Annotated in this window: 19 protein-coding genes; 9 read left to right on the forward strand and 10 right to left on the reverse strand. The window is 36.4% G+C overall.

The genetic code is table 11. From position 1 onward, the window contains the following. Window positions 1–8: 8 nt before the first annotated feature. Window positions 9–701 carry a glycerophosphodiester phosphodiesterase gene (locus GQS55_RS01630; protein WP_159817335.1) on the reverse strand — a complete coding sequence of 231 codons (693 nt, stop codon included), beginning with the start codon at window positions 699–701 and terminating at the stop codon, window positions 9–11. A 134-nt stretch (window positions 702–835) separates the two neighbouring features. On the opposite strand from GQS55_RS01630, the gene rluF reads away from it, so the two are divergent. Beyond that, complete coding sequence (gene rluF / locus GQS55_RS01635) at window positions 836–1,642, forward strand: 23S rRNA pseudouridine(2604) synthase RluF (RefSeq protein WP_159822467.1); 807 nt, start codon at window positions 836–838, stop codon at window positions 1,640–1,642. A gap of 170 nt (window positions 1,643–1,812) precedes the next feature. Here rluF and GQS55_RS01640 read toward each other — a convergent pair whose 3' ends face one another. From GQS55_RS01640 to GQS55_RS01665, 6 genes are all read right to left on the reverse strand, one after another. Then, on the reverse strand, window positions 1,813–3,195 hold the full coding sequence (locus GQS55_RS01640; RefSeq protein ID WP_159817337.1) for a class II fumarate hydratase: 1,383 nt from the start codon (window positions 3,193–3,195) through the stop codon (window positions 1,813–1,815). A gap of 13 nt (window positions 3,196–3,208) precedes the next feature. Next, window positions 3,209–3,577 carry a hypothetical protein gene (locus tag GQS55_RS01645; RefSeq protein WP_159817339.1) on the reverse strand — a complete coding sequence of 123 codons (369 nt, stop codon included), beginning with the start codon at window positions 3,575–3,577 and terminating at the stop codon, window positions 3,209–3,211. A 428-nt stretch (window positions 3,578–4,005) separates the two neighbouring features. Then, window positions 4,006–5,901, reverse strand: coding sequence for a propionyl-CoA synthetase (locus GQS55_RS01650; RefSeq protein WP_159817341.1), 1,896 nt, complete (start codon window positions 5,899–5,901; stop codon window positions 4,006–4,008). An 87-nt stretch (window positions 5,902–5,988) separates the two neighbouring features. Then, the gene (locus tag GQS55_RS01655) at window positions 5,989–6,897 is read right to left on the reverse strand and encodes a spermidine synthase (RefSeq protein WP_159817343.1); all 909 of its coding nucleotides are present in this window, start codon (window positions 6,895–6,897) and stop codon (window positions 5,989–5,991) included. Continuing rightward, on the reverse strand, window positions 6,890–7,459 hold the full coding sequence (locus GQS55_RS01660; protein WP_159817345.1) for a fused MFS/spermidine synthase: 570 nt from the start codon (window positions 7,457–7,459) through the stop codon (window positions 6,890–6,892). Before GQS55_RS01660 ends, GQS55_RS01655 begins: the two co-directional genes overlap by 8 nt. A gap of 132 nt (window positions 7,460–7,591) precedes the next feature. After that, window positions 7,592–8,131 (reverse strand): GNAT family N-acetyltransferase, encoded by a 540-nt coding sequence (locus GQS55_RS01665; RefSeq protein WP_159817347.1) that lies wholly within the window; start codon window positions 8,129–8,131, stop codon window positions 7,592–7,594. 229 nt (window positions 8,132–8,360) lie between these two features. On the opposite strand from GQS55_RS01665, the gene GQS55_RS01670 reads away from it, so the two are divergent. Then, entirely contained in the window at window positions 8,361–9,125 is a 765-nt protein-coding gene (locus GQS55_RS01670) for a CPBP family intramembrane glutamic endopeptidase (RefSeq protein WP_159817349.1), read from the forward strand. Window positions 9,126–9,304: 179 nt separating this feature from the next. Here the strand turns inward: GQS55_RS01670 and uvrA are convergent, their stop codons facing one another. Beyond that, window positions 9,305–12,130 (reverse strand): excinuclease ABC subunit UvrA, encoded by a 2,826-nt coding sequence (uvrA, locus tag GQS55_RS01675; protein WP_159817351.1) that lies wholly within the window; start codon window positions 12,128–12,130, stop codon window positions 9,305–9,307. Between the two features lie 415 nt (window positions 12,131–12,545). Here uvrA and GQS55_RS01680 point away from each other — a divergent pair, with 415 nt between their 5' ends. From GQS55_RS01680 to GQS55_RS01690, 3 genes are all read left to right on the forward strand, one after another. Further along, window positions 12,546–13,949 (forward strand): MFS transporter, encoded by a 1,404-nt coding sequence (locus GQS55_RS01680; RefSeq protein WP_159817353.1) that lies wholly within the window; start codon window positions 12,546–12,548, stop codon window positions 13,947–13,949. Then, window positions 13,949–14,404: a Crp/Fnr family transcriptional regulator gene (locus GQS55_RS01685; protein WP_159817355.1), complete on the forward strand. Its 456-nt coding sequence runs from the start codon at window positions 13,949–13,951 to the stop codon at window positions 14,402–14,404. The genes GQS55_RS01680 and GQS55_RS01685 overlap by 1 nt, the downstream gene beginning before the upstream one ends. A gap of 101 nt (window positions 14,405–14,505) precedes the next feature. Next, window positions 14,506–14,724 (forward strand): putative glycoside hydrolase, encoded by a 219-nt coding sequence (locus GQS55_RS01690; RefSeq protein ID WP_159817357.1) that lies wholly within the window; start codon window positions 14,506–14,508, stop codon window positions 14,722–14,724. 217 nt (window positions 14,725–14,941) lie between these two features. Here GQS55_RS01690 and GQS55_RS01695 read toward each other — a convergent pair whose 3' ends face one another. Further along, a complete protein-coding gene (locus GQS55_RS01695; RefSeq protein WP_159817359.1) occupies window positions 14,942–15,439 on the reverse strand; it encodes a hypothetical protein in 498 nt (165 codons plus the stop codon). 225 nt (window positions 15,440–15,664) lie between these two features. Here GQS55_RS01695 and GQS55_RS01700 point away from each other — a divergent pair, with 225 nt between their 5' ends. Both GQS55_RS01700 and pssA read left to right on the forward strand, forming a co-directional pair. Continuing rightward, window positions 15,665–17,731: an oxidoreductase gene (locus tag GQS55_RS01700; protein ID WP_159817361.1), complete on the forward strand. Its 2,067-nt coding sequence runs from the start codon at window positions 15,665–15,667 to the stop codon at window positions 17,729–17,731. Between the two features lie 360 nt (window positions 17,732–18,091). Continuing rightward, window positions 18,092–19,420, forward strand: coding sequence for a CDP-diacylglycerol--serine O-phosphatidyltransferase (gene pssA, locus GQS55_RS01705; protein ID WP_159817364.1), 1,329 nt, complete (start codon window positions 18,092–18,094; stop codon window positions 19,418–19,420). Between the two features lie 17 nt (window positions 19,421–19,437). On the opposite strand, the gene GQS55_RS01710 is transcribed toward pssA, so the two are convergent. Further along, window positions 19,438–21,048, reverse strand: coding sequence for a hypothetical protein (locus GQS55_RS01710; protein WP_159817366.1), 1,611 nt, complete (start codon window positions 21,046–21,048; stop codon window positions 19,438–19,440). A 252-nt stretch (window positions 21,049–21,300) separates the two neighbouring features. On the opposite strand from GQS55_RS01710, the gene GQS55_RS01715 reads away from it, so the two are divergent. Both GQS55_RS01715 and ssb read left to right on the forward strand, forming a co-directional pair. Continuing rightward, window positions 21,301–21,696, forward strand: a complete 396-nt coding sequence (locus GQS55_RS01715) for an acyl-CoA thioesterase (RefSeq protein ID WP_159817368.1) — start codon at window positions 21,301–21,303, stop codon at window positions 21,694–21,696. 191 nt (window positions 21,697–21,887) lie between these two features. Continuing rightward, the gene (gene ssb, locus GQS55_RS01720; protein WP_159817370.1) at window positions 21,888–22,562 is read left to right on the forward strand and encodes a single-stranded DNA-binding protein; all 675 of its coding nucleotides are present in this window, start codon (window positions 21,888–21,890) and stop codon (window positions 22,560–22,562) included. Window positions 22,563–22,599: the final 37 nt, after the last annotated feature.

The following is a 22,599-nucleotide window of genomic DNA, read 5'->3' on the forward strand; positions in this document are numbered from 1 at the left end:
GTCATTATTTAAAAAGGTGTTACGTCTTTTATTCTGGTGGGAAAGTTAGAAAAAATACCATCAACACCTAGTGCTTGCATTTCTTTAATATCATCGAGTTCATCAACCGTATAAACAAATACTTTTAAGCCACGTTTATGTGCATCATCTACTAATGCTTGATCAATAAAGTTGACACTAGCATGAATGGAATAGGCATTAAGTTGCGTTGCAAATTTTGCGTATTCTAGAGGAATACAGCTCGTGAGAGCGCCAAGAGCAAATTCTGGTCGTTGTTGATTAATGTGATAGAGTAAATGATGATTAAACGAAGAAAGTAAAATATTATCAAGGATTAATGGCGAATTCTCTAGTGCACTATCAAGATAGGAAAATAGTAATTCTATGTTGCTAATACCTTTAAGCTCTATATTAATAATGCATTTTCCGGCAACTAATAATAATACTTCATCTAAAGTCGGAATTTTTTCACCTAACCCAGCATCTAAATCCTGTAAATACTTAGTATTATGCTGAGTTATTTTTCCTGTACCTGAGGTTGTTCGATGTAGCCATCGGTCATGAATAACATAGAGTATGTTATCTACTTCATGTATATCTATTTCAATACCGGCAACATCCATATCAAGCGCTACTTGAATTGCGCGTAATGTGTTTTCCGGCTCTGTACCACTTGCACCACGATGAGCAAAAATTAACATGATAGATTCCACTTTAGGGTGATGGTTATACTATTGGGTTTTAGTCTCGGGATTTAGTATAATGCTAAATCCCGAGACTACATCAATTAACTCTTTTTGAAAAGACAATGGCCGACAATTTAATGACCGATAACATGACCGATAACTTAGCATCTAATAGTTCAACTGCTGGAAAACGTTTAAATAAATATATTAGTGAATCTGGTTTTTGTTCTCGCCGTGGTGCGGATAAATTAATTGAAACGAATCGCGTTACTATTAATGGTAAGTTGCCTGAATTAGGGACTAAAGTTCAGCCAGATGATGAAGTTAAAGTCGATGGTAAGCTAATTTCAGCTAGTGCTAAAAACAAATCTGATCGTATTTATATTGCTTACAATAAGCCCATCGGTATTACGTGTACTTCAGAAGCGCATGTTCGTGGCAATATTATTGATGCGATAGGCCACAAAGAGCGTATTTTTCCTATCGGTCGTTTAGATAAACCATCAGAAGGATTAATTTTCTTAACGAGTGATGGTGATATTGTTAATAAAATTCTGCGTGCTGAAAACGCTCATGATAAAGAATATATTGTTACTGTAGACAAACCTATTAGTGAACGCTTTGTTGAACGAATGTCACGAGGTGTACCAATTTTGGGTACGATAACAAAACCTTGTATTGTGCGAGTAAAAAGCCGTTTTGTGTTTAGCATTATTTTAACACAAGGGCTAAACCGCCAAATTCGCCGCATGTGTGAGTATTTAGATTATGAAGTTAAAGCGCTAAAACGTGAACGTATTATGAATGTTAAGTTGGGTAATTTAAAATCGGGTCAATGGCGTGATTTAACACCCGCTGAAATGGACGAGATTAACCAAGCGGTCAGTGGTTCAAGAAAAACAGCGACAGAAACTGTTGTGAAAGCGAAAAAGACATACAGCGATTTAATAAAATAAGCGTAGTGAGCTATAAATTTTACTATCAAAAATAAGTTATTAGCTGAAATTTTATAACTGTTTAGCAGTAATTAACCAAGGTAAATCGCTTCCATAAAGAAAGACCCGACAGGTAAATGTTAGGTCTTTTTATCATTATTTATGAGTCACTTAGATCATTCCTGTATAAATTAACCTTGAATACCACCTTTCGTTAAGTTAGCTGGGTCTAACAGGCGAGTTAATTCGTCACGACTTAGCTCTGTATTTTCAGCGGCAACATCAATAATTGGTCGTCCTTCTTTATAGGCCAGTTTGGCAATTTCAGCCGCTTTCAAATAACCTATAATTGGATTTAACGCTGTAACCAGAATGGGATTGCGAGCAAGCGCTTCTGAAAGTTTTGTTTCATTCACCTTGAAGGTAGTTATCGCCTTATCTGCCATCAAATGGCTAATATTACTGAGTAGCTCTATACTTTCTAAGAGGTTTTTGGCAACAAGTGGTAGCATAACATTTAGTTCAAAATTACCTGACTGCCCAGCTATTGTGACTGTAGTGTCATTACCTATCACTTGTGCAGCTACCATAGTCGCAGCTTCAGGAATAACAGGGTTAACTTTACCTGGCATGATTGATGAGCCCGGTTGCAATGCTTCTAACTCTATTTCACCTAAACCTGCTAAGGGGCCTGAGTTCATCCAACGTAAATCATTAGCAATTTTCATCATAGTTACTGCGATAGCTTTTAATTGGCCAGACAGTGTTACCGCAATATCTTGTGAGCCGATATGAGTAAAGAAATTTTTTGCAGGTTTGAACTTAATTCCCGTTTTCTTTGATAAAGCGTTATTAAAAGTGGTCGCAAATTCAGGGTGTGCGTTAATGCCTGTTCCTACTGCTGTACCACCTTGTGCTAATGTTTGTAAGCTAGGTTGAATTCTTTGTATATGTTCAATATTTTGCTGTATTTGATCTGCCCATGCATGAAGGGTTTGTGCCATGCTTACGGGCATTGCATCCATTAAATGCGTACGACCAGTTTTAATAAAGTGGCTGACTTCATCGGCCTTATTGTTAATTGCGTCACGTAAATAGCTTAATGCTGGTAATAGTTTATTTTCTACTTCCAGCGCCGCACTAATATGGATGGTTGTTGGAATAATATCGTTACTACTTTGTCCATAATTAATATGATCATTTGCACCTACATTGTCACCAAAGTTCTTCGTGGCCAGTGTAGCTAACACTTCATTTGCATTCATATTTGAGCTAGTACCAGAGCCTGTTTGGAATACATCAACAGGGAAGTGTTGCATAAAATTTTCACCTAATAGTGTATCAACGGCTTGGCAAATTGCATCGCCCATTGGTAGAGGTATCTGTTTTAATTCACCATTTGCCTTTGCTGCCGAATATTTTGCAAGTAATAGTGCCTTCACAAACGCTTTCGGCATTTGCTGACCGCTGATAGGGAAGTTATTAATCGCACGTTGTGTTTGGGCGGCGTATAGTGCATTTTCAGGAACTTGTAGCTCTCCCATACTATCTTTTTCAATACGAAACTTTTCCATGGTGACTCCATCGTTAATAAGAAGATAGGCTTCTTTCTACATAATGTGTAGAAATAGCCAGTTCATTAAATAGGTGTTGTAGATGTTGTTCTGATTTATCATCATTCGCTATTTTTTTCAGTGAGCTAAGAGGAAGATAAATATTGTCTAGGCATGTGCAGCGCCAATGACGTGGTACTAAATCATCTACTATAGTTTCTAACAATAAATAGAATTGTGCAGTATATCGCTCGCGTAATAGCTTAGTTGATAAGTTGTCACTTTGGCCAATACTTAACCATAGTTTTAGTAACATAATATTATCAGGCTCTGTGCCAGTACGAATTTTTTGTTCTAGCAGCTGAGTAGCTGAAGGGCTATGAGAAGGCGGTGAAATTTGCATAGTAGACTAAAATATTTATTGCAGTTATTAATTATAAGATCAAATGTTAATGCAAATGATTTTTATTTGCAATGGTTGGGTTACTTATTAATGTAAGGATAAGTTTAAAGGTTTTACAACGATATTTTTAAATGAAAGGTGTGATATAAGCAGATCTGCTCAAAAAGGTATGTTTTTATAACTCACTTTCATCATAGGCTATTGCCTAAGTATGGACTGCTATTTTTAGGCGATAGACTATTATTATTGAAATGACGCACAGCATGAAAGCTAGTATTAAGTTTTCATTTTTGGAAGTGGGTGTTGTTTTATTTATTAAATGACTTACCCACCTGGCTGGATATTAAGCTTATTTTTAGTCACAAGCTTTGGCCGCTAGATGGGTAAGTAATCAATTTTATTTAGCTTTAAGCTACCTATATTAACAACTAATTTCCAATACCTATTAGCCTTGATGATAGTTCATCTAATACTTGTGGATCATCAATGGTTGATGGGATATCTATTGCTTGTCCATCAATCATTTGTCTTAGGGTTTTACGCAATATTTTCCCTGAGCGTGTTTTTGGCAGACGCTCAACAATGATCAATCCTTTTAAAGAAGCGATAGCGCCTATTTCTGCTCGGACTTTATCTTTCAATGCAGCGCATAGGCTGTCATCACTTTCCTCAATTCCATTTTTAATAACGACAAGACCAAAAGGTACTTGCCCTTTTAATGTATCATTAATGCCGATAACGGCACATTCAGCAACGGCATTATGACCAGACAAAACCTCTTCCATTTCACCTGTTGATAGTCTATGGCCTGCAACATTAATAACATCGTCTGTTCGGCCCATAATAAATAAATAGCCTGAATCATCTATATAACCACCATCACCTGTAACATAATAGCCAGGGTGTGTTGATAAGTAGCTTGATTTAAAACGCTCTTCATCTTGATATATAGCAGCTAAACAACCCGGTGGCATTGGCAGTTTTATTGCGACAGTACCTTGTTGGTTAGCATGAAGTGCTTTGCCGTAAACATCTAAAATTTCCACATTAAACCCTGGCACAGGGAAGCCGGCAGAGCCTGCTTTTGTTGGCATTAATTCTGTGCAGTTTTCATCGGTAAATGGTGTGCTAGCGATTGCCCAACCTGTTTCTGTTTGCCACCAATGATCAATAACAGGCAGTTGAGATTTATCGCTTAACCAATGGTAAGTTGCAGGGTCGAGGCGTTCTCCAGCAAGGTAGAGGCGCTGTAAATGTGATAAATCATAGTCATTCATTAATGCGCCATCAGGATCTTCTTTAGCAATAGCACGAAAAGCGGTTGGTGCACTAAAAAGAGCGTTAACCTTATATTCTTCACATACGCGCCAAAAAGCCCCTGCGTCAGGTGTTTTTATTGGTTTTCCTTCATAAAGAATAGTGCTACAACCAGCTATTAATGGGGCATACACAATATAAGAATGCCCAACAACCCAACCAACATCTGAAGCCGCCCAGAAGGTGTCTCCTGCGTTCATACCATAAATATTTTTCATACTGTAAAGCATGGCAACAGCATGGCCGCCATTATCTCTAACAACACCTTTAGGCTTACCAGTGGTGCCAGACGTATAAAGAATATAGAGTGGATCAGTGCTTTTAAGCTTTACAGGGGCAATGGCGTTTGCAGTTTCCATAAGTGTCTGCCAATTATGGTCGCGTTCAGCAATCATTGGTGCACTTAACTGTTCTCTTTGGTAAATAATGCAACTATTTGGTTTATGCTGGGCGAGTTCAATCGCGTTATCAAGCAGGGGTTTGTAAGGTATTACTTTTTCAATTTCAATACCACAGCTAGCAGTTACAACTACTTTGGGCTCTGCATCGTCAATTCTTACTGCTAGCTCTTTTGCAGCAAAACCACCAAATACTACGGAGTGAATCGCACCAATTCTGGCGCAAGCGAGCATCGCAATAGCGGCCTGCGGAATCATGGGCATATAAATAAGAACACGGTCGCCTTTTTTTACCTGCTGACTTTGTAGTACACCGGCAAATTTTGCAACTAGCTCTGTTAGCTCTGAGTAAGTGAATTTTTGCTTAGTATTTGTTACTGGGGAGTCATAAATAAGGGCAACTTGATCGCCACGACCTTGCTCTATGTGGTAATCAAGGGCAAGGTAACTAGTGTTAAGCTCTCCATCGGCAAACCAATCAGTCCAGTCATTATCATTTGTCGACAATATCGTTTTTGGGGCTGTAAACCAAGAAACAAGCTTTGATTGCTTCTCCCAATAGGTTTTGGTTGATTTTACCGCCTCTTCTTGTTGGTCTGCAAAGTTCATGATCTGTCCTACGTAAGTTTTTATTTATACCGACACTATAGAAGTGTCGACAAAATAAACCAATTAGACTTTCGGCTAGTTTTATAGCTACTTTACATTTAATAAATTGGCAGGAGAGAATTGATCGGTGAGCACACGTGTATCTTTTGGCCAGTCTTGATTGTTTTTAGTATTGACCATTTTTCGGTAAAGTAATGGAATATCAACACCATAGTAAGATAATTTTTTATCAAGTTTGTCGACATTATTCTTATTTAGGCTATTACTAATACGATTGTTAGAAAACCCGTTTTTACTCACTAAAATAATACGATTTGAATTAGCGCTATTAGCGACTTGATAAAAATCACCGAACACCGCTTTATAGGTTGCAGATTCGTGCGCATACAGCTTACTTAATGAAAAGGTATTAGAGCTTAATATGCCATTATCACTTAACAATGCTTTCGCTTCTTGTAAAAATTCTTTTGTCATTAGATGTTCAGGAATATAGTCGCCATTAAAAGCATCGAGAATTATCCAGTCATAACTTTCTTTTTTTAATAAGGCGCGCTTAATAAAAATACGACCATCTTGGGCGTAAGTATTTATTTTGTCATTCTCTACAAAGCCAAAATAATCACGTGCTACCTTTATTACTGCGGGATCAATTTCTATATTATCAATTTCACTTTGAGGGTAAAGTTGTGCCAACGTGTTTGACATTGTACCTCCACCTAAGCCAACAATTAAAATGCGCTTTGGTTGAGTGTTAAACAATAAACTCGCCATTAGTAGCTTAGTATAATTAAAGACTAAGTGGTCTGGTTTGCTTTTTAAAAAGCAACTTTGCTGAGTTTGAGTACTTCTCGTATTAAATTTTAAACAACGTAAATCGTTATTATCTTCTACTAAAATATTACGATAAAGAGAGCGTTCTTGATGTATTACTTCTGCTTGGGCTAAGGAGGTCGCCATTAATAATAATGAGAGAGTTACGGTAATATATTTAAGCATAATTGTTCTCAATTTTAGTTGATGGCTGTAATTTATGGACTAAAATTGCCAATACACCTAAGCTAGCAAGAATCGCGCTAAAGCTATATATAATCGTATTAATATCAAACCATAAAATTAAGTAGAAAGAAGTAACAATGGTGCCTAATGCGCTACCTAAGGTTGAGACAAAATAAAGCTTACCGGCAACCTGGCCACTTTCATCAGAGCTTGTCACTAATAAACGGACAGAATAAGGGGATAACATACCAAGAATAACGGTGGGGATAAAAAATAGTACCATGGATGCTAATAAAGAGCCGTAACGAGAGTCTTCAACACTAAGAAAAACAGCTTCCATTAGCCATTGACCAAACAAAGCAATTGGTAGCACCATGATGGCGGCAATAACGAAAATTCGTCCGTATATTGAAAGTGATGGAGAGCGCGTTGAAAGTTTTCCTCCAAGTAAATAACCTAAGGATAAACTCAACATGAAGACCGTAATAATGCTGCCCCAAATATGTACTGAGCTACCAAAAAAAGGGGCTAAAATTCTGCCACCTAACAACTCTATACCCATAATAGAGAAGCCACTGGTAAAAGCGAGTAAGTAAATTAAAATGTTTGGATAGTTCTTTTGAATATCTTGACTATTAGTTGAAGTTTTCAGTAGCTTAGCCCTTATCGTTATTATGATAAATACCAGAGTAAGCTATTTTATCGCCATTTGGTAGTGTACTGCGATAAAGTTACCACTAGGATCTTTATGATCGTATTCTTTCATAAAGTGCATACCCATTTTTTTCATCACAGTAATGGAGGCAATATTATCTTCCAAAGCTAAAGCCGAAAAAGACTGTATATTAGGCTGTGTAGCCAAGGCATTTTTAATGGCTATAGCTGCTTCAGTCGCATAGCCTTTTCCCCATGCTTTTTTGAAAAAGCGCCAACCCAATTCAATATCAGCTAAGTCAGGTTTATCGCTAAAGAAATCCATTGGTCGGGCTAATATCCAACCAAAATATTCTTGAGTTTTTTTGTCAGAAACGTGCCAAAGACCAAAGCCTTTTTCTGAATCCCTATAAGCTTTCATACGTGGTAAAAAAACCTCGGTAATGGTTGCCATACTCGTAGGCTTTCCGCCATTAAGAAATTGCATAACGCTTGGGTCTTGATCTAATTGCCATAATAATTGTGCATCTTCTGGCCCCATAAGGCGGAAGCGCAATCGTGTAGAGTTTTGGATTATCATGATGAAGCACCTGTATTTTTTAGTTATATATTGTAGGCATGACTATTCTCTGAATCAATGGGTTAACGACGTACTTAATACTTAGTGAGCAAATGGATGAATTTGTTTTATTTTGCTATCTTTATTTTGTTGAATATTAAAATGTGAGCAATAGTTAAATATAAATTGTTTTACTAAAATGAGTGATTCAATATCAATTGGAATGAATAAATTAAAAAGGAATAGTGAAATGAATGAAGAAATAAATTTGCCTACTGAGCACCCCGACGAAAAGCCGGTTAAGCCCAATTCAAGTCTAATTAAAGTACTGCTTTGGTTAGCTGTATTACTTTTTGTCCCTCAAATATTGATGTTTTTGGGCTTAGGAATTTTTTACGGGGTTCAAGATGCTGGTTTTAGTGAGGAAGCTATTGATGCCAAGATGACTTCTGTATTCACTTTGTTAATGATGACGCTAATTGCACCTATTATGACTATACCATTATTGAACGCAGCAACTCAGGCAAGTAATTGGCGAGAACGCTTTGATTTTTGGGCATTACAGCCTGTAATCACTAAAATTTTGTTTATTTCGTTAGGTGTAGGTTTCATGTTTTGGGGAGTCACTTCATTGGTAGGTGATTGGCTTAATATACCCATTGAACAGTTTATGTTGGACGTAAAAGCTGCAAGCGACAGTTTTATAGCCGTTATATTAGTGATAGTTACTGTGTGTTTCGTTGTTCCTGTTATGGAAGAGTTGATTTTTCGCGGTTGGCTTTACAGTAAAATAGCGCAAACCAAGTTAGGTAACATAGGGGCATTGATCTCAACCTCGATTATTTTCACTATTATTCATACTCAGTATGACAATATGATTACTTTTTTCATCATACTTCTACTTGGATTAGTATTAGCTTTTACTCGTTATAAAACCGGCAATGTTAGTTACAGCATTGCAATTCATATACTCTTTAATAGCTTAGGGATTATAGTGATGTTTTTCTTTATGTAAATTTTTATTCAGCAAGAAAGATCTAAGCTTATTTTTTGTTATTTAACCTGAACTCGGTTTAAGATATTTTTCATTAATTTCATTGGTTTAAGTTATTTAGCATAGTGTAGCAATAGTTAAAGAAGGGCGAAAACTATCGTCCTTCTTTAACTATTGGGTATTTTTAAAAGTATTAATTGTTAACTTAATAAGGGTTTTAAAAAGCGAGCGGTATGTGAACCTTCATGTTGTGCTACTTGTTCTGGCGTACCGGTTACTAATATTTCACCACCACCTGAACCACCTTCAGGGCCTAAATCGACAATCCAATCAGCGGTTTTAATCACATCAAGATTATGTTCTATCACGACAATAGTATTACCATCATCACGTAAGCGATGAATTACATGCATTAATTGTTTAATATCATGAAAATGTAAACCGGTTGTTGGTTCATCCAATATATATAACGTTTGTCCTGTGCCTCGTTTCGATAGCTCTTTAGATAATTTAACGCGTTGTGCTTCACCACCTGAAAGTGTCGTTGCTGATTGCCCTAGTTTTATATAACCTAAACCAACATCAAGTAAGGTGTTAAGTTTGCGTTTTATCGCTGGGATAGCATTGAAAAATTCAAAAGCATCTTCAATTGTCATATCTAACACTTCATGAATATTTTTACCTTTATATAAGACTTCTAGTGTTTCTCTGTTGTAACGCATGCTTTTACATACATCACAAGGTACATAAACATCAGGTAAAAAGTGCATTTCTACTTTAATTAGGCCATCACCTTGGCAAGCTTCACAACGGCCGCCTTTAACATTAAAGCTAAAACGACCCGATTTGTATCCTCGAGAACGAGACTCTTGTGTTGCAGCAAAAATATCACGTATAGCAGTAAATATACCGGTATAAGTGGCAGGGTTTGAGCGAGGTGTTCTACCAATTGGACTTTGATCAATCTCAATAACTTTATCAAGATGCTCTAAACCCTTAATAGATTTATACGGGGCAGGTTCATCAAGTGTTGCACCGTTAAGTTCAATATGTGCGAGTTTATATAAAGTATCGTTAATGAGTGTAGACTTTCCTGATCCAGAAACGCCAGTAATACAAGTCATTAATCCGTTCGGGATAACTAAATCAACATTTTTTAAGTTGTTGCCGCTAGCACCTTTTAGTTCAATGACATTTTTCTTATCAAATGGATGGCGCTTTTTAGGAATTTCAATACACTCAACACCAGATAGATATTTACCAGTAAGTGAGTCCTTACATTTTAAAATATCATCTACCGTACCTTGAGCGATAATTTCTCCGCCATGAACACCGGCACCAGGGCCGATATCGATGACAAAGTCGGCAGCACGAATAGCATCTTCGTCATGTTCGACAACGATAACAGTATTACCTAGATCACGTAAGTGAATAAGCGTGCTTAATAAACGTTCGTTGTCTCGTTGATGTAAACCAATGGACGGTTCGTCGAGCACATACATTACGCCAACCAAGCCGGCACCAATTTGGCTTGCTAAGCGAATACGTTGTGCTTCACCACCTGAAAGTGTGTTAGCTCCGCGAGATAAATTTAAATAATTTAGCCCAACATTTACTAAAAAACCTAAACGTTCATTAATTTCTTTTAGAATTTTTTCTGCAACTTGTCCTTTTTGTCCGGTTAATTTTAAACTTTGAAAGAATTCAAGGGCATCAGCAATGGCATAATCAGCAACAACCGTTAGTGGTGTGTCGGCAATAAAAACATTACGGGCTTCTAAACGTAAACGGCTACCGTTACAGTCAGGACAATGTTGACTATTTAAATACTTTGATAACTCATCACGTACCGCATTTGATTCAGTTTCTTTATAGCGGCGTTGCATGTTGTTAATAATGCCTTCAAATGGATGTTTACGTAGCACTACATCGCCACGGTCATTCATATATTTGAATTCAATTTCTTGTTTACCACTCCCGTACAGTATTGCTTTACGGGAATCTTCGGTTATCGTTTTAAAAGGTTTGTCGATTGAAAAATCATAGTGTTCAGATAAGGCCTGTAACATTTGGAAATAATAAAAGTTACGTTTATCCCAACCACGTATAGCACCACCGGCAAGGCTTAAGTCTTCGTTTGCTATAATGCGGCTACTATCAAAAAATTGTTCTATACCTAAACCATCACATGTTTGGCAAGCACCTGCAGGGTTATTGAAGGAGAATAATCTCGGCTCCAGCTCTTGCATACTATAACCACAATGTGGACAGGCAAAGTTAGCTGAAAATAATAACTCTTCTTTATCTGGCTCATCCATAAAGGCTATTTTTGCCGTACCGGATGTTAACGCAAGTGTTGTTTCAAACGATTCTGATAAGCGTAACTGAATATCTGGACGTACTTTTAAACGATCAACCACCACTTCAATGGTATGTTTTTTCTGGAGTTCTAATGTTGGCGGATCTGATAAGTCACAGACTTCCCCATCAATTCGAGCACGGATAAATCCCTGTGCAGCTAGGTTATCGAGTAATTTAACATGCTCACCTTTACGGTCTTGTAATACCGGCGCAAGCAACATCACTTTAGTACCTTCTTCAAGTGCTAAAACACTATCTACCATTTGGGAAACGGTTTGGGCTGCTAAAGGTTGTTTGTGCGTAGGACAGCGCGGTTCACCCACACGAGCATATAATAAACGTAAATAATCATAAATTTCAGTGATGGTACCGACTGTAGAACGGGGATTATGTGACGTTGATTTTTGCTCAATAGAAATAGCCGGCGATAAACCTTCAATGTGATCGACATCGGGCTTTTCCATTAACGATAAAAACTGGCGTGCATAGGCTGACAAAGATTCAACGTAACGACGTTGACCTTCAGCGTATAAAGTATCGAAAGCCAGTGATGATTTTCCTGAGCCTGAAAGCCCAGTAATAACCACTAATTTATCACGAGGGATAGTTAAGTTAATGTTTTTCAGGTTATGGGTACGTGCGCCTCTTACTTCAATACTCTTCATTTTTTATCTATTAATTTATAGTCAAAATCACAGCGAAACATTATGGCATAAAGAGGGGCATAAAGAAAAATGATGTTCAGTTATTAAACGCTTTTATTTTGTGATTCTTCTAGATCCTGTTTAGGGACGTATGTTTGAGTATGGACACGTGATTGGCAAATAAGCTGTCATTGCGTAGATCACTTAATACGGAATCTTATTGAAGGATCAGTGTCATGGTTTAAATTATGAATCCAGTTCAGATGGCGGCTTTAAGTTCAGTATAATGATGTTTAGAGCGATATTGACTAATATAAACTTTATTTTTACTCTTATTAGGCGTAGTCTCAGCGAGTGTTTTTTTGCTGATAATAGCGTGCTAAACTAGCACAGTTTTTTTACTTCTCCCTTTATTTCCTATTAGGTAAACATTTTCATGAGCGTTTCAGGTTTAAACCGTATTGAGAAAAGAGCTGCATTCTCACTTGCCAGTGTTTTTGGTGTGCGTATGTTAGGGCTATTTATGATTTTGCCAGTGTTTGCTATCTACGGTGAACAGTTAGCTGGTTATAGCCCATTATGGTTAGGTCTTGCTATTGGAGCTTATGGTTTAACGCAGGCATTACTTCAAATACCAATGGGCATGTTATCAGATAAATATGGGCGAAAACCTGTGATATTGGCAGGTTTGGTGGTGTTTCTTATTGGCAGTGTTATTGCCGCATTGTCTACTACTATTTATGGCGTCGTTATTGGTCGAGCAATTCAAGGTATGGGTGCAATAGCAAGTGCTATTCTTGCCTTAGCAGCAGATTTAAGTCGTGAAGAACAGCGGCCTAAGGTAATGGCCACAATCGGTATGTTCATCGGATTGTCTTTCACTCTTGCGATGATTTTAGGGCCTATTGTGGCTGATGCTTTTGGCTTAAGTGGCTTATTTTGGTTTACTGGTTTTTTAACTATTTTAGCCATGTTGATGATCCAATTTATGGTGCCTTATTCTGTGAGTAAAGCCCCTCGAGGTGATAATGTTGCCTTACCTGAACAAATCTCTAAGTTAATTAAAAATCCGCAGTTGTCACGCTTAAACTGCGGGGTATTTATTTTACATATGTCGTTAACTGCCTGTTTTGTTACTTTACCTAAGCAGTTTGTTGCTAGTGGCTTAGCCTTAGAAAATCATTGGCAATTATACTTACCAACATTGCTTGGTTCTTTCTTTTTGATGGTACCGTTTATGATTATCGCCATGAAAAAAGAGCAAGAAAAACCTATGTTTAGTGGTGCGATTGCTTTGTTAAGTCTTGCACTATTTTCACTATGGTTATTACCTACAGGGCTTTGGAGTTTAGTTTTTTCAGTTGTGCTTTTCTTTACCGCATTTAATTATTTAGAAGCAACGATGCCTTCTATTTTATCTCGACTTGCCCCTGCTGGTGTGAAAGGTAGTGCTATGGGTATTTATTCTAGCAGTCAATTCTTAGGGGCTTTTGCCGGCGGTATTATTGGTGGTTTGGTTGCGTCTCGTTATGGCGAGCAAAGTATATTTTTAGTGATGGCTCTACTTAGCTTGATTTGGTTAGCCGTTAGTTTTGGTATGAAAAAGCTTAAAAAATCTAAAAACTTTAGTTTTATTACTAATATTAAAACAGCCGAAAAAGTAGAAGAAATTTCTGAAATATTGATTAGTATGCCGGGTATTATTGAAGCAACACTTGTGCAAAATGAGGCCAAAATGGGTGATAAAGAAAGTAGTAATGCAGTAGCTTATTTAAAGGTGGATGAAAAGCTCGTTGATTTACTTGCGGTTAAAGCACTGTTACAACAAGATCTTAGCTAATGTTACCATTGAAAAACATATCGCGTTTAAAGCTATTAGAAATTGTTGCGCGTATTAATTTTTTTAAACGATTAACGCTTCAAGAGCGCGAGTTACTATTAAACTCGTCAGCTTGCTATAAATGTTATAAAGATAAGTTTGTGCAAACCGAAGACGATCATAATAGTAATTTTTATATTGTGTTATCAGGTAAAGTCGCCATCAGCAAAAATGACACTGATAATATCGTTGGTTATATTTCTGTCGGTGAATTTATTGGTGAAAGTAGTTTTATTAATAAAAGCCGTAAAAGCGCATCAGCAAAAGCAATAGATGACTCAATTATACTTTGTATAGATCAAGATGCTTTACGTGATTTACCTCTCAAAATTAAAGATAAATGTAAAGATGCTATTATCGAAGGAATGGCGAGTAGAATTGCTTATTTAACAGAAAACATTCAACAGCTGTCTTAAATTTTCTATAACAGTCTTTTTGAACATAGCTTATCGGTAATGAGTTATCTCAAAAATACATACCTTATCGAAAAAATTCTTTTTTGTTGGAAATTTATTATATGGCAAATGTTAACGTTTCAAAACAATTAGCTGACTTACCTAAAGATGAGTGGGCCGAATTATCAATAGATGTTAGTTGTTTTTCTAGTCAAGGTCTAGCGTTTGATAAGCTTGTTAAACCTTTTGAATTAACGTCAAAAGGTAAATTAACACTGTCAATGAGTGATGTTTCCTTTGAAGCTAAAGCTGGAGAAACTGCGGCTATTCAGTGTCAGTAGACTCGTGAAAAAAGTGATATAACTAGTTTTATAGACTTTTAAAAACCTCATCTTGAATCAAGTTCATGATGAGGTTTTTTTTTGAAAATTATGGTAATGCCTTTTCATAATTACAGTGATTATATTTTCGTCATTCCGTCATTTTGTAGGTGTGTTGATACGGAATCTACTTGAGGTTAGCAGTGTAACGTTTGAGGTGCTGAATTAACAACGTCTCTTATTGTATTGAAAAAATATAATCACATAGTTGATTAGTACCAATAGTTATATCGACATCATCACCTTGATATTTATCAAGTAATGCTAATCCCATCGGTGATTGTCGTGTGATCACTGTAATATTTTGACCCGACAATTCACATCGAAATCCACCTGCAGCAGGACCAATAAAAAACCAATGTTGTTTAGTGCTGTCTTTCGCAAGTTGCACCAATGCCGTTAATTTTATTGGCTTGTCTTCATCAAAAACTACGAAATTAGAGTCTTGATATGCTTTAAGTGCCGTTTGTAATTCTTGTACACGTCGAGATTGTCCTTCAGCTAAATAGCTGGCCTCAATCGCTAGCGTATCATATTGGGTTTCGGCAACACTTTGATCATCTACCGCAGCTGCATGCGCTTCATTTGCGGCATTAATCGCTTGATTTAATTCTTTACTTAGCTCATTCATCACTAAAGAAGTTAAAGCTGTTTTATCAATATTTACTTGATTCATATTCATTTTTTTTGTGGTTAATCGTATTTGATAATGAGGACATTTAAGGGGCAAACCCTTAGATGAAATAAGTATATTACCTTTAGATATATATACTACTAATATTAATGCATTATTAATATTTTTAAATTAATCTGACAGGTGTCAAAATGTACTTGTGTTTTTGTTTGAAGATGGGTAAATTAACAGCAACTACACTATCTGGTTTGACCAATAGGAAATAATATGACAACACCAAATGAAATAAATAATTCATCCATAGAGCAGCCTTTTCCTCATTTATTAGCCCCCTTGGATTTAGGTTTTACTCAATTAGCTAATCGCACTTTAATGGGGTCTATGCATACCGGATTAGAAGAAGAGCGTGGTGGTTTTTCAAAATTAGCCGCCTTTTATGAAGAACGTGCAAAAGGTGGTGTTGGGCTAATTGTTACTGGTGGTGTTAGTCCTAATAAGCGTGGCACAATTGCACCTTTGGGTAGTGAATTAAGTCATTTTTGGCATGTAAATAAGCATAAAGAAGTGACCGCAGCTGTTCACAAATACCCAACAAAGATCTGTTTACAGTTATTACACACAGGTCGTTATGCTTATCATCCTTTTAGTGTGGCGCCGAGTAAAATTAAATCGCCGATTAATCCTTTTACTCCTAAAGCAATGTCTGATGGCCAGATTCGAAGTACGATCAAAGATTATGCTTATGCCGCTCATTTGGCCGATAAAGCTGGCTATGATGGTGTTGAAATAATGGGTAGTGAAGGTTATTTGATCAATCAATTTGCTTGTCTTCGTACTAACCAACGTGATGATGACTGGGGCGGCGGCATTGAAAATCGTATGCGCTTAGCTATTGAAACAATTAAAGCTGTACGTGCAAAAGTAGGTGAAAATTTCATTATTATCTTCCGATTATCAATGTTGGATTTAGTTGAAGGCGGTAATACCTGGGACGAAGTCGTTTTAATGGCTAAAGCTGTTGAGAAAGCAGGTGCTACCTTAATCAATACAGGTATTGGCTGGCATGAAGCTCGTATACCTACGATAGTGACCTCTGTACCAAGAGCGGCGTTTACTTGGATTACTGAGCGAATGAAAAAAGAAGTATCGCTACCGTTAATCACTACAAACCGTATTAATACCCCTGAAGTGGCTGAAGAAATAATCGCATCAGGGCAGGCGGATATGGTGTCTATGGCTAGACCATTTTTAGCTGATGCAAACTTTGTTAATAAAGCAGCGGCCAATAAATCAGATGAAATTAATACCTGTATTGGGTGTAATCAAGCTTGTTTAGATCATGTTTTTGAGCAAAAAAGAGCGTCATGTTTGGTTAACCCTAGAGCTTGTTATGAAACTGAAATAAACTTTGAACCAACGAATAATCGTAAAAAATTAGCCGTTATTGGTGCTGGTCCAGCAGGTTTAGCGTTTAGTGTTTACGCGTCTGAACGAGGACATCAGGTTGAACTTTTTGACAAAATAAGTGAAATTGGAGGACAGTTCAATGTTGCTAAACAAATTCCAGGTAAAGAAGAGTTTTTTGAAACTTTACGTTATTTTAATAAGCAACTTACGTTACATAATATTCCAGTGCATTTGAATAATGAACAGAGTGCCGAGTCTCTATTGGCTGCTGGGTTTGATGAAGTTATTTTAGCGACGGGCATCAAGCCTAGAAAATTAGACATTGAAGGTATCGACCATCCTAAAGTGTTGAGCTATTTACAAGTGTTACGTGAAAAAGTGCCAGTGGGAGAGAAAGTGGCTATCATTGGTGCCGGTGGTATTGGTTTTGATGTGGCAACATACCTTTCAGAGTCAGGTGAATCACTAACCACTAACCTTGATGCTTGGCTAAAAAATTGGGGTGTTGATAAAAATTACCAAACCTCGGGGGCATTATTAGAGCCGAGTGCAGCGTCTTCTGATAAACCAGAGAGACAAATCACCTTGTTACAGCGTAAAGCCACAAAAGTCGGTAAAGGTTTAGGAAAAACATCGGGTTGGGTACATCGTGCTAATTTAGTTAAACATGGTGTGAAAATGGTACCAGGTGTTAGTTATAAGTCAGTAACTGATGAAGGATTAACTATTGAAGTAAATGGCGAAGAAAAGTTGCTTGATGTTGATAATATTATTATTTGTGCAGGACAAGAATCAAATCGAGATTTACAACAAGCGCTTGAAGACGGAGGTTTAACCGTACACTTAATCGGTGGTGCTAATGTAGCTTCTGAGCTTGATGCTAAGCGTGCTATTCGACAAGCTGCTGAATTAGCGATGATAATATAATTATTCTAGTAAAGGTTAATAAGCTTTTCTATTGTTATTTTACTCTTTATTTACACGCTATTTTTGTTGAAAAATCGTGTAAATATAGGGGTAACAATGAGTATTATGTTTTCATCTACGAACACATTAACAAATAAACTTGCATTTAATAGGCGTTTATTTGCTAAATAGCAAATATTGAAAGCCACATCTAATCATACCTAAAATATTTCATCTCACAGTGTAAGCGAGTAAAAACCTGTTACAACTTGCTGTTAGTTTATAGAGACAATTAATAAAATTTACTTTAGAAAAGTGAAAACTGACGTATACTGCTGAAAATGCATGTATAGTTAAGCCCCTTAACCTTTGACTTTTGAAATGAAAAATTTAGTGATCAGCAATACAGATATTGAAATATTCTCTACTCCAAAACAATATAAGCAACAACTATTATCTTTAATTGCTAATGCCCATCGTCGTATATATATAACTGCACTTTACTTACAAGATGACGAAGCTGGCAGAGAAATATTGCATGCTTTGTATAAAGCTAAAGAAATCAGACCCAAGCTAGAAATTAATATTTTTGTTGATTTCCATCGAGGTCAGCGAGGTTTAATTGGAGAAAAAGACAGTTTAGGCAATCGTGCTTTATATCTTGATTTAGCCGCGCATTATGACGAAAAAATTTCAATATATGGCATTGCTGTTAAGCGAAAAGAGCTATTTGGTGTATTGCACTTAAAAGGCATGGTTTTTGACGATCAACTTTTCTATACCGGTGCAAGTATTAATGACATATACATGCATCAAGGCTGTCGTTATCGTTTAGACAGATATTATCAAATTCATTGTTCTTCATTAACTAACAGTTTTTGTCAGTATTTACGTAATACCTTTATTAATTCAAACCTAGCACCATTACTTAATGAACCTGATTTACCTAGCCCTATTGATCAAAAACGCAATATTTTAGCCTTAAAACTATTATTGAAAAAATCAACTTACTCGATAAACTCAACAAGTAATAATAAAAATTCAGGTGTGATTACTAACCCAATATCAATAACACCTTTAATAGGATTTGGGCGAAGAAAAAATCACTTGAACAAAGTTATTCGTCAAACAATTAGACATGCACAAAAAAAATTATTAATTTTTACACCTTATTTTAATTTACCTCCTGTACTGGCAAAAGATGTTGTTAATGCATTAAAGCGTGGCGTGAATATCACCTTAGTTGTTGGTGACAAAAAAGCGAATGACTTTTATATTGCTGATGAATCTGAATTCAGCACTATTGGTATAGTCCCTTATATTTATGAAATGCTCTTAAAGCGTTTTGTTAAACGCTATCAAAACTTTATTGATCAAGGGTTATTGAATATATATTTATGGCAACATGAAGATAATAGCTTTCATTTAAAGGGAATTATTAGTGATGAACGTTACCATCTACTGACAGGCAGTAATTTAAATCCACGGGCATGGACATTAGATTTAGAAAATGGTTTGTTACTGGATGATCCTTCAAAAGGTTTAATGACTAAAGTGACGCCAGAGCTTGTTACTATTATGGAGCATACTCAAAAAATAAATCACTTTAGCGAACTTGATGCAGTAAGTGATTACCCAACAAAACCAAAGAGATTACTGAATAGGATTCGTATTGCTCAGCTTGATCGTATTTTGAAACGCTTTTTGTAGAATAGAGTCAAGCATAGTTAAAAAGATTGCTTAGCTTCAATTCTAATCTCAAAGGTATCAATATTTGGATTGTCGCTTTGGGGGAAAGCAAAGTCGACATGAATTACTTGCTGATTTCCCGCTGAATGTGGTGAATAAAATCTCGCTCCCATACCTACTGAGTATAACCAACCATCTTCAGCATTGGGTTCTATTCCTGCTACGTCAATTTCACCAAAGGTTCGGGCGGTATCTAAAAACGCAGCACCAGCAAGATCAAATACCTTAAATAGATTTATTTTGGGGTAATAACGTATTTCGTTGGTAAACTTTACACTGTGCTCACCATGCTGATACTCCAAAGGAAAGCCTCTCAAGCCAGAGTCACCACCAACACTAACAAGTTGATCAAGGTATTGATTATTACTGATGACATTGGTGTTGTTAAAGTAGTAGCCCCAATTATCATTAAAGTTATAAAAATATTCAGCATCAATATTTAGTAATAGTCGGTCTTCACGTTGGTGGTATATATCACCGCTTAGCTCTATATTGAGTAGTACAAGAGCATTATCATGCACTTCAAATCCCTTATGAATGTTCGCTTGAAATAATGCCCAAGCACTATTCTCTTTTTCTCCATCACTAATACCTAAACGCGAGCTAAATTGCCAACCATGATTAAAATCTTCTATTTGTGTTATTAAATGAATATTAGTGAGTTTTTTAAAGTCTTTTTCTATGTAATCGAAGCCGACCCAAGGGTAGATGAAATCACGGTCTTGCGGTAATAAGAGTGAGTTAGGGTTATCATTTGCATTCTCAGCATAATAAAATTTATGTTGATCTTGTGTAACACCAACATGGTATCGAGCGAGTGCACTTTTATGATTAAAACCTAACCAAGAATATTCAGCGTTTTTATATTTAAGGTCATGGGCAAATATCGCCAATTTATCATTATTTTGATAAATAGTATCATTACGTGATTCTTCATCGAAACCAATCATGTAAGCATTGTCAGTATAAAAACTAGCAAAATGCTTTTGTAGGAATATCGCTTGTTGAGTACCGTCGTCATTGTCTGCAAAGTGTAATTTTAAATCGATATTTTTTTGGCTGAATAAAGGAATAGTCGTTCTAAGTTTATAGCCTTTACGTTGTGAGTTTCTATAAGTTTCAATTTCTGCATCAACACCTAAGCCAGCAAGATTTCGTTCCTTAATACCAAAACTATAGGTACTTTCACCTCCTTGGCGACCAAAACTCACGGTTGGCATTAATGACCAGTTATCCCAAGTAGTGATGGTAATGTTTTCTGCTAACTCATCACTTGTAACTTGTGCGGCACGTAAGTATTTTCTACTACGTAAATGTCGCTCTAATTCTGCCATATCAGCCAAATTTTTCGTGCATTTATTGATAAAGAACGCGGCTTCATTTTCTAATGTAAGTTGCTTTGTTGTTATATGAATCGCATTTGCCCAACGATGTATAAAAAGAAAGCCTTTTTCATTTTCATCAAAAATAGTTTGTGGGTTAAAGGTAATATTTGGTTGTTCGAGGCTGCATTCTTCTATTTCGAGAATTTCATTTTTGCTATTAGATTCTTGTGCATAAACCTTAGTTATAGTACTAGTGAGTACCAAAAGAATGGTAGTGGTTATGAACAATAGTAAATGTGAAAGTTTACTGTTAATAGGAATGATCAGAGTCCTTCTGTATAGTCTAGTGAAATAATCACAAACAAGATAAACGAGCGTTTCAACGAATTTCAGTATAACTTAACTATTGTATTTAATTGATATGTTATTTAATCTTTTCTTTATTTTAAAAAAATATACTTTAATCGATGGAAATTACTAGTCATTACAAATGACTATAACTAAAGAGAAATAATAATGTTCACAGAAAAGTTAATGCCACGTTTTAATGATACAGACGCACTTGGTCATATCAACAACACGACTATTCCTGTGTGGTTTGAAGGTGGCAGAGAGCCCATTTTTAGATTATTTATTCCAGATTTAGACCTATCAAAATGGAAATTAATTATTGCCAAAATTGAAGTCTCTTATCACGGTCAATTATTTTATGGGCAAGAGGTTGAAATACGTACTTTTATTGGTCGAATTGGTGGCGCTTCGTTTGATGCTTATCAAGAAGTTTGGCAGCATGGTGAAAAATGTGCCTCTGGTAGTGCTTCAATGGTTCACTTTAATTACCAAACACAAGCCTCTGAGAAAATACCAGATGATATTCGTATTGAATTAGCAAAGCATTTATATCAACAATAGGCTTTACTTTTCGCTAATACGATATAAATCAACTAGCTAAAAATAAATAACGTTTTAAACGCAAAAAGCACTCGAATTTGATCGTATCTCACTATAGAATTACTCTCTTAATCAAATTTTTTAAACTCTAGAATAACTGTGTGTTAAGTACACAAATTGTTTTAGAAAAGCACAATTCAATAGGATGTTTCATGGCGGGTGTAAATAAAGTAATTATTGTAGGTAACTTAGGTAAAGATCCTGAAGTGCGTTTTATGCCTAATGGTGGTGCGGTGGCAAATATCACTGTAGCAACATCTGACTCATGGAAAGATAAGCAAACTGGTGAGCAAAAAGAAAAAACAGAATGGCACCGTGTTGTTATGTTTGGTAAATTAGCTGAAATTGCTGGTGAATACTTAAAAAAAGGTTCAAAAGTTTATCTTGAGGGCTCGTTACAAACGCGTAAGTGGACTAACCCACAAGGGCAAGATCAATATACTACTGAAATTGTATTACAAGGATTTAATGGTGTAATGCAAATGCTAGACGGTAAACCGTCAGGCCAAAATACTGGTTTTCAGCAACAAGCGCCTCAACAACAAGGTCAAGCGCAAAACACTGGCTTTCAGCAACAAGCACCTCAACAACAAGGTGGTTATGCACCTCAAGCGCAGCAACCGGCACCACAACAAGCTTATAACAAACCAGCACAACAAGGTGGTTATACGCAACAACCTCAACAAGCTCCTCAACAACAAGGTGGTTATGCACCACAAGGTCAGCCACAAGGCGGTTTTGCCCCGCAAGGACAACAGCCTCAACAAGCACCTAAAGTGAATCCACAAGAGCCATCAATTGATTTTGATGATGATATACCTTTTTAGTTTCTCAAAAAATAAATTGTAAAGCTTAAACTAAATA

This window comes from Colwellia sp. 20A7 (assembly GCF_009832865.1).
Classification (GTDB): Bacteria; Pseudomonadota; Gammaproteobacteria; order Enterobacterales; family Alteromonadaceae; genus Colwellia.